We start from the raw sequence: 11,633 nt of genomic DNA on the forward strand, positions 1-11,633 counted from the left end.
ACGAGATGTTCTCGCCGGCGAGGACGTCGACGACCTATCGCGGGACCAGGAACTAGTCCGAATTACCCTGCCGGACATACAGCAATCTGTCGCCCGGTTCGATCGCATCGACCTTGCTGTCGTCGACGCGATGCAGTTTTCCGCCACGCACGACACCGAGCACGATCTGCGGCAGGTGTCGCGGTGAACCACCGTATTCGTCTGGTTCCACATCGCGCTCGGCGATGGCAAATCCCTGGTCGGGTGTGAGCAGATCTTCGATCACCTCCACGACGGTCGGGGTGATCGTCGCCAGCCCCAGCAGGCGGCCCGCGGTCTCCGAACTCACCACCACCGAATCGGCGCCCGACTGCTTCATCAGGTGGGTGTTCTCCGCTTCCCTGATGGAGGCGACGATCTTCGCCTTCGGGGCCAGTTCTCGTGCGGTCAACGTCGCCAGTACCGCGGTGTCATCGCGGTTCGTGGCGACAATGATCGCCGACGCATGCTGGGCGCCGGCCAGTCGGAGGACATCCGATCGGGTGGCATCACCGCGCACGGTGACCAGCCCCTTGGCCGCGGCGTTGTCGAGCACGGCCTGATCGCCATCGACAACGACGATCTCGGCGGGCTTCTGTCCGTCCGCGATCATCGCCTTCACAGCGGTCTTGCCCTTGGTTCCGTAGCCGATGACCACGGTATGGTTCCGCACCTTGTTCCTCCATCGCTGGATCTTGAGCGCCTGCCGCGACCGTTCGGTCAAGACCTCGAGGGTGGTACCGACCAACACGATCAGGAACATCACCCGCAGCGGCGTGATGACGAGCACGTTGATCAGCCTGGCCGACGGTGTGTACGGCGTGATGTCACCGTATCCCGTCGTGGACAGGGACACCGTCGCGTAATAGAGGCAGTCCAGGAACGACAGTGGGCTGTCCTGCACGTCCCGGTAGCCGTCCCGGTCGAGATACACGATGAACACCGCGGCAAACAACGCGGTCAGAGCAAAGACGACTCGGCGACTGATCGCCCGGCCCGGGCTCGACTGCATCTCCGGGATGCGGACCACACCGACCAGGGCGTGGTCGGGCATATCTGTCAGCTCATCGTCCTTGAACCTCCGGCGTAGCCGACCCGCAGCCATCTATCCGACCCCTGTCTCGCCGCGACCTACCGGTTGCAGAGTTTGCGTACGCACAAAGTGGGACTGTAGTCCTATCGGCCGCCGGGCAGTCACAGCGACGGACACGACGGGACATCATCGGGCCGTCGCCCTGCGACATCATGAGGCATGGTGGAGGGATGACAGCAACCAAACAGAGCTTGCCGCAGTTGGCGTTTCCGGACGAGCAGAAGCTGGCCACTCGCATGGGCCTCGGACTGCTGGGTATGGGGACTCTGCATTTCGTCGCCCCGAAGCCCTTCGACCAGCTGATTCCCGCCGAGTTGCCGGGCAGCGCACGCGCTTACACGTACGGCTCCGGGGTGGTCGAGCTCGCGGTGGGTGCGGCACTGCTCGCCCCCAAGACGCGCCGATACGGCGGCCTGGCAGCCGTGGCGCTGTTCGTCGGCGTGTATCCGGGCAACATCAACATGGTCCGCCTGTACAAGCACAAGCCGTTGCCGCAACGCGCCGTCGCGTGGGGCCGGTTGCCCCTTCAGCTTCCGATGATCTGGGCCGGGTGGCGGGTCTGGAAGTCCGCGCCGAAACGTTGAGCAGATCCGCGCGCGGCCTTCGCTCTGCGGAGCTGTCCGACTCAGGAGGCACCCTTCTCGCGACGGATCAGCGCGGCGAGGCGGGCCCGGTCCGGTAGGTCGCGCGGCCGCAGGGTGGAGTTCGACCGCACATAGTGGAACGCCGCCCGAACTTTTTCGAGGTCGGTGCCGGTGAGCTCTGCCCACGCCACCCGGTAGGCGGCAAGCTGCACAAAGACCGAGTGCTCTTGCGCCTGCGTCGGTTTCGCACCGGTCTTCCAGTCGACCACCGTGTACCCGCCGTCGGGTTCGGAAAAGACCGCATCGATACGTCCACGAATGATGGTGTCGGCGATGACGGTCTCGAACGGCACCTCGACCTCGATCGGGTTGCGGGCCGCCCAATCCGATCGCAGGAACGCCTCTCGCAAGACCTCGAGGTCGGCATCGGAGCCGCCTTCGGCGTCGGCTGCGCCCGGTAGCTCGTCGATGTCGAGGAGCCGGGTGGCACCGTATCGGCGTTCCACCCAGGCGTGGAATGCCGTACCCCGGCGCGCCAGCGGGTTCGGCTTGAACGGCAGCGGGCGGCGAAGGCGGCGGGCGAACGCATCTTCGTCCTTGTCGAGTTCGACCAATTGGCTCACCGAAAGGTGCTGCGGCATGATCACTTCGATGTCGGAGCCCAGGCCTTCCGATCGCTCGGTCAGGAGCACCGCCAGATCGTTGGCCCACTCCCGGATCTGCGGATCGCCGTCATCGACCTCTGACCCGGATTCGGCGTCGATCTCCTCCCCCAAGTCGAACAACGCAGGTTCACCGCGCGCACGCAACGCCGCCCGGACGAGGTCGGCGCCGCGCTCGGTTCCGGGTCGCCGCGACCCCAGCGGATCGGCAGGCCAAGACGCCCCGGCGGCCAGCATCGCCAGCGGATTCTCGGCCCCCTCTTCGGGTTCGGCGGCCCACTGCGCGATGGTCAACCCCGGTGCGCCGTCCGGCGAGGTCTCGATCAATTCCTGTGCGATCTCGTGGAGTTCGGTCAGGAACACCGACGGACCCTTGGGTTTGTCACCGGCGGCCGACCAATGGTGCCCACTGATGATCAGCGCACGTTTGGTTCTGGTCAGCGCCACGTACAGGAGCCGGCGGTCTTCTTCGAGCTTGCGTCCCCGCAGCGCTTCCTGGTGCGCTTCGATCGACTCTTCGAGCTCTTTGCGGTTCTCCAGGCCATCGAGCACCAATGGCGGAAAGCCTTCGCCTTCAGCCGAGTCCGCGAGGTCGCCGCGCAATTCCGCAGGCAATTCCCGGGCACTCTTGAGCCACGTGCCCTCGGCCTTGCCGCCAGGGAAGATGTTGGTGCACAGGTGCGCGATCACCACGACATCCCATTCGAGCCCCTTGGCCGCGTGCACCGTCAGGATCTGCACCCGGTCTTCGGCGATCTCGACCTTGCCGGGCTCGAGCCCCTTCTCGATGTCAGCGGCCGATGCGAGGAACGCCAGCAGCCCGGGCAGGGTGGCCGCGGAACGCTCCGCATAGTTCGCAACATATTCGGCGAAGGCGTCGAGATGTTCGCGCCCGGTGATGTTGCCGCGCAGTCCACGTGCCCGGATCTGAGCCTCGACATCAACCCCGGTGACACGCTCGACCTCGGCCACCAGTTCGGGCAGCGGCCCACCCATACGCGCCCGCAGCACCGACAGCTGGTGCCCGAGCAACTTGATCCGGCGGTAGCCGTCCGGCGAATACCGGGCTGCCGGACCGGGATCGGCGAGTGCATCGCCCAGCCCCGCCTGATCCACCGTCTCCGAGGGCACCGCCGAATCGAGTGCGCTGTCGAGTTCTTCGAGACTGGTCATGGTGCCCGAGACGGCGTTGGCACCTGCCGCCAGATCTCGCGCCCGCGCCCACAGCGCGGCGAGATCCCTGGCTCCGATCCGCCAGCGGGGGCCGGTGAGCAACCGGACCGCAGCGGTCCCGGCCATCGGGTCCGACATCAGCCGCAACATCGCGACGACGTCCTGGACCTCGGGCACGCCGAGCAACCCACCGATACCGACGACCTCGGCAGCGATCCCACGATCGGCGAGCTGCGCGGCCAGCGGCGCCGAATCCTGGTTGCGCCGCACCAGGATCGCCACGGTGGGCGGTTTGCCGTCGGCCTGGTTGTATTCACGCTCGATCTGATCGACGATCCACGTGCGTTCATCGGCCACCGTGTCGGTGAGCGCCATGTCGATGGTGCCGCGAGGGGCGTCGTCACGAGGTCGCAGGATGCTCACCGGAACACCCCGGCGGCGTAGTTCGTCGGAGGCGGCGTTGGCCATGTCGAGGGCATAGCGCGCGTTGCGCCAGCTGGTGAGCAGTTCGAGCCGTGGCGCCTGGGTGCCGTCGCTGCACCGGAAGTCGGAGGTGAACCGCGGCAGGTTCGCCGCCGATGCACCACGCCAACCGTAGATGGACTGGATCGGGTCACCGACGGCGGTGACCGCGATCCCGGCGCCCGCCAGGACACCGGGTGGCGTCCCGAACAGTTGTGAGAGCAACACCCGCTGCGAATGTCCGGTGTCCTGGTACTCGTCGAGAAGAACCGCGCCGATGGCGGCCCGTTCGGCCTGCGCCACTTCCGGGTGCGCGGTGACAAGCTTTGCCGCCAGCGACATCTGGCTGCCGAAATCGAGCACGTTCGCGTCCATCATCGCCTGACCGAGCGCCGCCACCAGCGGTACCAGCGCACGACGTTCATCGATCGCGGCCTGGATATCCCGCAGCTTCGCAGGCGGCGTCGGTTTCTGCCGCCCGACCGGGGGCAGTGTGTCGATCAGCCGGTAGATGTCGTCGCCTGCTGCGGCGAGTTGCTCGAGGCTCACCAGATGTTCGGCCAACTCTCCGTACAGCTTGAGAACCGATTCCGTCACGCCCCCTGGCGTTTTGGGGGTGTCGAGATCCTCGGACCAGCCGCCGACCACCGAGAACGCGAGCTGCCATAGTTCGGTTTCGCTGAGCAATCTCGCCGACGGTTCCACCGGCAGGAGCAATCCGTAGTCGGCGATCAACCGGCCCGCATAGGCGTGGTAGGTGCTGACCTGCGGATCTGCCGAGCGCAGCTTGACGCGCAGCTCGCCGTCGGGATCCCAGCGCGACATCGCCGACGAACCGGCCAGCATCGACAGTCGCCGCCGGATCCGCGCGGCCAATTCTTGTGCGGCTTTTCGGGTGAAGGTCAGACCGAGGACCGCGTCGGGTTCGACCAGTCGGTTGGCGACCAGCCAAACCACGCGGGAAGCCATCGTCTCGGTCTTGCCCGCACCGGCTCCCGCCACCACCAGCACCGGTTCCAACGGCGCCTCGATGACCTCGACCTGCTCATCGGTCGGCGGCGGCTGATCCAGCGCGCCGGCCAGCACCCGCGCGGAAATCCTTGTCTGAACCGCAGATTCAGCCATCGGTGACCATCCGTCCGTCGAGTTGGGCGGGGCAGCTAGATGTCAGCGGACAATGCCCACAGCCGTCGTTGATCGTCGCCTCGAACGTCGGCCCGATACTGCGGTAGGCCGCCGACCGGACCACGGCGAGCCACGTCTCGACCTGCTCTTCGGTGAGCGGATCCTGATTGCGTTGGGCCGCACCGGTCTTGCCGTTGGCGTTGTTGACGTACACCAGCGATCCGCCGCCCGGTTCGACGTTGCCGAGCTCCGGCACCCCACCCAGGGTCAGCGCCAGCTGATAGGTGGCGAGCTGGGCGTGGTCTTGTCCGGCGGCCACCGAGATCGTGGTCTTGCCGGTTTTGACGTCGACAACCACCGGCCGACCCTTGCTGTCGGATTCGAGCCGGTCGATGCGTCCGCGCAGCCGTACCTCGGGGATGTCGAGCACCTCGCCGTCGGCGTCGGTCATCTGCGCCGGTTCCACCCGGGCGTTGACATCTATCTCGACTGCGACCTCGGTCAATCCCTCGCGAGACATCTTGAGCCACTGCCGGAAGTTGGTCAGCATCTCCTCGGTGCGCTCGAGTTCACGGCGCGAGAACCAGGGTGCGCCGACATCGACCTGATCCCAGACCCGGCGAAGTGACGCCGTGACGTCCTCCGGCGGGATCTTGCCTGCAACGGCCTGCACAAGGGTGTGTACGAGCGTTCCGGCAACGGCCGGACGCGAGTCCCCGTCCCGGCCGCCGTAACGTTCCAGCATCCAGCGCAACGAGCAGGTGCCCAGCGATTCGACACTCGACGGCGACAAGGTCAACGGGCCCGACGCCTCGGACCAGAGCGGCTCGGTGGTGCTCGGCCCGGCCAGCCCGTACCACTCGTCGGGGTGCGCTCCGGGCACTCCGGCATCGGCCAGTTCGGCCAGCATGTCGGCGGCGGCCCGCGTCCGCGGATCGTCCTGACCGGTGCTGTCGGAGACCTGGGCCCGGAGTTCGGCAACCAGTGACGACAGCGAGAGCACCCGGCGCAGACCGGGTTCGACGGGCAACTCCAGTTCGGGTTCACCCTCCTCCTCGGCACCGGAAACCACTGCTGCCAGTTCACCGACGAACCGGGATGGCGCAGCGTCGCCACTGCCGTCGTCCACCGCGCTAATCATCAACCGCAGACGGGCCCGGCTGCAGGCGACCAGAAGCAGTCGCCGCTCTTCGGCGAGCGCGACCGCGGTCCGCGAGATCGTGTCGATGGCGTCGGCCGACACACCGTCGAGCAGGTCGACGAGCTGACCGGTACCGAGGATGCTGCCGCGACTGCGCAGACTGGGCCACAGCCCGTCCTGCACCCCGGCGACGGCGACCACATCCCATTCGCGACCTGCCGCGGCGTGCGCCGAGAGCACCGTCACCGAATCGGACGAGGTCTGGGCCATCCTCGATTCGGTGGGGATCTGCAGTGCACTGAGATAGTCGATGAATCCGCCAAGGGTGGCCGCGGGCAGGCTGTCGGCGAAGTTGGCTGCGGCGTCGAACAGCGCCACCATCGCGTCGAGGTCTCTATCGGCCTGCGCACCGCCCGGACCGTGGTCGCGGCGCATCACCTGATTGGACCATCGCGGCCCCAATCCGCTTGCCTGCCATGCCTCCCACAGGATCTCCTCGATACTGCGACGGCTCGCCGCGGCAGTGCGTGCCGCCCGGATGACCGTCAACACTCGAACCAGAGGCTGCTTTTCGGCGTCGGTCAGCCCGCTGAGGTAGTGCTCGACGTCGATGGCGGGCTCGCTGTCATCAGGTGCCTTACCTTCCGGCGCGGGCCTGGCACTGACCAGTTCGGCGATCACGGTGGCCGAATCGCGGTCGCGGGACGACTCGGTCTCGATCCGTCGCACGCCGCGCCGCAGGCGCCGCAACGCAGCCGGATCGGCGCCGCCGATCGGACCGGACAACAACTCCAGCGCCGAATCCGGATCCAGCGGCATCTCCACCGCACGCAACGCCAGCAACATCGCGGACACCGAACGCGCCAGCGCCAGCGGTATCTCGCTGGCCGGGGTCATGACCGGGACACCGGCCGACCGCAGAGCGCGGCGCAGCGGTGCCATTGCCCTGGGGACCGACCTGACGATCACCGCCATCTGCGACCACGGCACGTCGTCGTAGAGGTGGGCGCGACGCATCATGTCCGCGATCGCGGTGGCCTCTTTCGCGGACGAGCCGTAGATGCGGACCACCGGGGCCGGGGCGCCGGGATGATCGGCCCGCTCGGGCACCGGGGACAGCTTGTGCCGGCGACGGCCGGGTAGCCGGGCCGCGATGGAACCGCCGAGATTGCTGATCGGCACGGTTGACCGAAAGTTGTTGTCCAGCAGTATATCTTGCTCAGGATCGTCGAGTTCATCGAGGAACCGCGCACTGGCACCACGAAAACCGTAGATCGACTGATCGCCGTCACCGGCGACCACGGCCTGCCGCGTCCCGGCGCCCACGAGCTCGATCAGCGTGGCGGCCTGCGGATCGAGGTGCTGGGCGTCGTCGACCAACAGATACCGCACCCGGGCGCGCTCGCTGCGCAGCAGTTCCGGATCGGTGGCAAAAGCGGTCAGGGCCGAGCCGACCAGCTCGGCCGCATCCACCGCCGGGGCCGTGGCCTGCGGAGCCTCCAGCCCGACCGCGCCGCGCAGCAGGCCGCTCTGCTCGTACTGGCGGTAGGCCTTGCCCGCTGCCTGCCATTCCGGGCGACGATGGGTGCGGCCGAGCGCGATCAGGTCTTCGGGACCGACGCCGCGTTCGGCGGCGCGCATCATCATGTCGCGCAGGGCCTGGGCAAAACCGTTGGTACCCAGGGCCGGTCGCAGTCGCTCCGGCCAGTAGTCGGCACCGTCTTCGATGTCGCCTGCCAGTAGTTCACGCAGCACGGCATCCTGTTCGGCACCGGTGATAAGCCGTGGCGGCGGGTTGTCGTGGGCCGCGGCCTGCAGACGCAGGACCGCAAACGCGTAGGAATGCAGTGTCCGGACGATCGGCTCCCGCGTGGCCCGCGGCGTACGCGCCGGGCCAGCCCCCGTCGAGAGCAGACGGGAGGTGATCTGTTCACGCAGTTCGGTGGCTGCCCGACGACTCGAGGCGAGCACCAGGATCGATTCCGGGTCGGTGTCCGGATCGGACAGTCGCGCGACCGCGATGTCGACAACCAGGGAAGTCTTCCCGGTACCCGGTCCACCATGAACCCGGTAGGGGCGAAACCGCCCGGGCGCGGTGAAGTCACCGTCGATGAGTGCCTGTACGTGTGCAGGCCAGGTGCGTGGATGCGCTGCGGCGATCGGCGCGGATACCAATCGCGTGGTCAATGCGGGCACGCACAAGTCCTTTCTCTCGACTGGCTTTGATGGTGTCATGTGCATCCGACAGGCCCGGACCGGTGCACCCCCCGCCACCGAGTTCACACCCCACAACGTCGTAGTCCACCCCGAACCTCACTTCTACGCGGGCAGAACATCGGGGCGTCGGGCAAGATTGCGACCATGTCTGCACTGAACGTGGAACTGTTCGGACCCGTCGACGGTCCGCCGGTTCTGGCCCTGCACGGCCTGACCGGACACGGCAAGCGCTGGGCCGATCTCGCCGATGCCCTGCCCCATGCCCGGATCGTGGCACCCGACCTGTTGGGCCACGGTTTCTCACCGTGGACACCGCCGTGGTCGATCGAGGCACAGACCGCGGCGCTGCGCGAGGTCGCCGACGAGTACATCGACGGACCGATGGTGGTGGTCGCCCATTCCTACGGCGGAGCCCTGGCGCTGCATCTGTCGCAGTCGCTCGGTGAGCGCATCCGGTCACTGGTGTTGCTCGATCCGGCAATCGGGCTCGATCCGCAGTGGCTCGAGGAGGTGGCCGCAAGCTATATGTCGCACTACGACTACCCCGACGAGGCCGCGGCCCGCGAGGAAAAGCTCGGCGGATCGTGGTCCGAACTCGCACCCGAGATCCTGGACCGGGAGATCGGCGATCACCTGGTCCCGGTCGGCGGCCGGGTGAACTGGCGCATCAATCCTGCGATGGTCGTGACCACCTGGGGTGAGCTGAGTCTCCCATGGGTGCTCCCTCCCAGCGGTATACCCGTCGATCTGGTGCAGGCGATGCGCGTGCAGCCGCCCTATGTCACCGACGAATTCCGCTCCGCGCTCGGTGAGCAGCTGGGCGATCTGCTGACAGTGTTCGAAGAAGACTGCGATCACATGGTTCCGTTTGCCAGAGCCGAACTGACGGCCACCCTGGTCGCGAAAGCGCTGGCCCGCAACTGATATGGCGCCGGTGACGGAAGACCAGGTCGAACGGGTCCGCGAGATCGTCGCAGCGATACCGGCAGGCAAGGTGACCACATACGGCGATGTGGCCGCGGCGGCCGGATTGTCGAGCGCCCGGATCGTGGGCTGGATCATGCGCACCGATTCGGCCGACCTGCCGTGGCATCGCGTCATCGCGGTCAGCGGCAGGCCTGCGCCCCATCTACGGACCAGTCAGCTCGAACGCCTTCAGGCCGAAGGCGTCCCGGTCTTCGACGGCCGCGTCGACCTGAAAACCGCCCGCCTAACGCTCCCCTAGCCCGAAGATGTGCCCTTTTGGCGGACCTCACCTGGGCTTTTGCTCGCCAAAAGACCACATCATCGGGGGGCTAGGGGCGACAGGGACGCGGACCGAGCGCATCCGGCGGACCACCAGGTCGACGACGCGGGGGTCGGCGCCGAGCGGCGCGCTCACACCATCGGCCCCGGCCTCGAACAGTCGATCGTGAAAAAGACCATGTGCCAACAGATATGACGCGATGAAGACGCGGCGTCCGGTCTTGGCCCGGACGTGGGCGACAACTTCGGCGATCGGCGGCTGCGCAGTGGCGACGTAACCCACCGGTATCCGCTCACCGAGCATCGAACCGAGCAGGTTGGCCTCTCGACGCACCTGGCCCAGCGCATAGGCGTCCGACGATCCCGCGGCGGCGAGCACCACCGAATCCCCACGCTTCCAGCCACATTCGGTCAGTCGCTGGGCCAGCACCCGGGCGAGTTCGGGATCGGGACCCAATGCCCGCGAGACCGAGGTGGCCCGATGACCGCTGGCCACAATGTGTTCGGGAAGATCCTGACGAACGTGATAGCCCTGCGCAAGGAACGCCGGGACGACCACTGCCGGTCCGTCGACGCCGGACAGCACTTCCGATGGCGACGGTCCGAGGACATCGACAAATGCGACCCGTGTTCGTCCGATCAGCGCCGAGACCTTGTCGGCCAGATCCGCGATCATCGCCACACCATGTTCGGAACGTGTCCCATGGGCAACCAGGATGGGCTGCGCACCAAGATGATTGATCGTCATGCGTTCTCGCCCTCCTCGTACTCGAGATCGATCGACAGTCGGTATCCGCGTTTGACCACTGTCTGGATCATGCGCGAGTCGCCCAGGCCGGCCCGCAGCCTGGCCATCGCGGTCTCGACCGCATGCGTGTCCCCACCCCCGCCGGGCAACTGGGCCAGCAGCGACTGCCGCGACACCACGCGGCCCGGATTCTGCGCCAGCGCCTTGAGCAATGTCAGCCCGGCAGGCGATAGTGGCCGTAACTCACCGTCGACCATCACCGCACGACTGCGAATGCTCATGTCGTGCCCGGCGACCCGCATGGTCGGAACCCTGCGCGGCATTTCTTCGGCGATGTGGCGGGCCAACGCGCCCAACCGGAATCGACCCGGCCGTGACGTCGGAACCTTCAGTGCAGCAAGCGGTCCCGCCGTGACGGGTCCGACGCACATCACCGCGACATCGGTCCGAAACGCCTCGAGCAGCCCATCGAGACGGCCGGTGTCGTGTGCCCGGCCGAGCATCGAGGCGACCGCGGGCGCACTGGTGAACGAGACGGCATCGATGTCGAAGTTGATGATCTGCGAGATCATCTGGTCCAACTCCGTCGGGTCGTGCGGTGGCAGCCACCGATACACCGGAATCGGCAGCACCAGCGCCCCCGCCTCCCTGAGCACCTCGCAGAAGTCTGGCAACGGCTCCCACTCGGTCGTCGCGCCATGCAGTTGAACACCCACCCGGACTCCGTCGACACCTTCGGCGAGCAGGTGCTCGAGCACCTCGCTCGACGATTCACTCGGGGGCGACCATTCCTCGCGCAGGCCACCGGCCCGGATCGCGCCCTTGGCCTTCGGACCACGGGCCAGGACCCGAGACCGCCCCAATGCCTCGACCAGCGACTCGGCCATCCCCCAGTCCTCCGCGGCCTCCAACCAGCCACGAAACCCGATACCTGTTGTGGCAACGACGATCTCAGGTGGATCGGCGACGACATTCTCCGTCGCCCTCCGCAATTCCGCATCGTCGGCGAGTGGGATGATCTGAATGGCCGGTGCCCGCTCGGTCACCGCGCCACGCCGCTCCAGCAAAGCCGCGAACTCATCGGCCCGGCGTGCCGCCGTGATCCCGATGGTGAAGCCGGTCAACGGGCCTGATTCACCCTGCGTGCGACCACCCGAACTCACTA

Annotated in this window: 8 protein-coding genes; 3 read left to right on the top strand and 5 right to left on the bottom strand. The window is 67.1% G+C overall.

All coding sequences use genetic code 11. The annotated features are described in order from the left end of the window. Positions 1-52: 52 nt before the first annotated feature. A complete protein-coding gene (locus AC1TQG_RS02230) occupies positions 53-1,123 on the bottom strand; it encodes a potassium channel family protein (protein WP_482135319.1) in 1,071 nt (356 codons plus the stop codon). A gap of 158 nt (positions 1,124-1,281) precedes the next feature. On the opposite strand from AC1TQG_RS02230, the gene AC1TQG_RS02235 reads away from it, so the two are divergent. Further along, on the top strand, positions 1,282-1,695 hold the full coding sequence (locus AC1TQG_RS02235; RefSeq protein WP_482135320.1) for a DoxX family protein: 414 nt from the start codon (positions 1,282-1,284) through the stop codon (positions 1,693-1,695). Between the two features lie 41 nt (positions 1,696-1,736). Here AC1TQG_RS02235 and AC1TQG_RS02240 read toward each other — a convergent pair whose 3' ends face one another. Further along, positions 1,737-5,117 (bottom strand): ATP-dependent helicase, encoded by a 3,381-nt coding sequence (locus AC1TQG_RS02240; RefSeq protein WP_482135321.1) that lies wholly within the window; start codon positions 5,115-5,117, stop codon positions 1,737-1,739. Then, positions 5,110-8,499: an ATP-dependent helicase gene (locus AC1TQG_RS02245; RefSeq protein WP_482137232.1), complete on the bottom strand. Its 3,390-nt coding sequence runs from the start codon at positions 8,497-8,499 to the stop codon at positions 5,110-5,112. Before AC1TQG_RS02245 ends, AC1TQG_RS02240 begins: the two co-directional genes overlap by 8 nt. Before the next feature lie 120 nt (positions 8,500-8,619). On the opposite strand from AC1TQG_RS02245, the gene AC1TQG_RS02250 reads away from it, so the two are divergent. Together AC1TQG_RS02250 and AC1TQG_RS02255 are read left to right on the top strand one after the other, a co-directional pair. After that, the gene (locus AC1TQG_RS02250) at positions 8,620-9,399 is read left to right on the top strand and encodes an alpha/beta hydrolase (protein ID WP_482135322.1); all 780 of its coding nucleotides are present in this window, start codon (positions 8,620-8,622) and stop codon (positions 9,397-9,399) included. A gap of 1 nt (position 9,400) precedes the next feature. Further along, positions 9,401-9,700, top strand: coding sequence for an MGMT family protein (locus AC1TQG_RS02255; protein WP_482135323.1), 300 nt, complete (start codon positions 9,401-9,403; stop codon positions 9,698-9,700). 27 nt (positions 9,701-9,727) lie between these two features. Here AC1TQG_RS02255 and AC1TQG_RS02260 read toward each other — a convergent pair whose 3' ends face one another. Together AC1TQG_RS02260 and AC1TQG_RS02265 are read right to left on the bottom strand one after the other, a co-directional pair. Next, entirely contained in the window at positions 9,728-10,468 is a 741-nt protein-coding gene (locus tag AC1TQG_RS02260; protein ID WP_482135324.1) for a sirohydrochlorin chelatase, read from the bottom strand. Beyond that, on the bottom strand, positions 10,465-11,631 hold the full coding sequence (locus tag AC1TQG_RS02265; protein ID WP_482135325.1) for a uroporphyrinogen-III synthase: 1,167 nt from the start codon (positions 11,629-11,631) through the stop codon (positions 10,465-10,467). Before AC1TQG_RS02265 ends, AC1TQG_RS02260 begins: the two co-directional genes overlap by 4 nt. Between the last annotated feature and the right edge of the window lie 2 nt (positions 11,632-11,633).

The organism is Williamsia sp. Y844 (assembly GCF_056786475.1).

Bases quoted from the DNA above. Each gene is read 5' to 3' on its own strand.
- AC1TQG_RS02250 (WP_482135322.1), top strand. From the start codon at position 8,620: ATGTCTGCACTGAACGTGGAACTGTTCGGACCCGTCGACGGTCCGCCG.
- AC1TQG_RS02235 (WP_482135320.1), top strand. From the start codon at position 1,282: ATGACAGCAACCAAACAGAGCTTGCCGCAGTTGGCGTTTCCGGACGAG.
- AC1TQG_RS02230 (WP_482135319.1), bottom strand. From the start codon at position 1,123: ATGGCTGCGGGTCGGCTACGCCGGAGGTTCAAGGACGATGAGCTGACA.
- AC1TQG_RS02245 (WP_482137232.1), bottom strand. From the start codon at position 8,499: ATGCACATGACACCATCAAAGCCAGTCGAGAGAAAGGACTTGTGCGTG.
- AC1TQG_RS02255 (WP_482135323.1), top strand. From the start codon at position 9,401: ATGGCGCCGGTGACGGAAGACCAGGTCGAACGGGTCCGCGAGATCGTC.
- AC1TQG_RS02240 (WP_482135321.1), bottom strand. From the start codon at position 5,117: ATGGCTGAATCTGCGGTTCAGACAAGGATTTCCGCGCGGGTGCTGGCC.
- AC1TQG_RS02260 (WP_482135324.1), bottom strand. From the start codon at position 10,468: ATGACGATCAATCATCTTGGTGCGCAGCCCATCCTGGTTGCCCATGGG.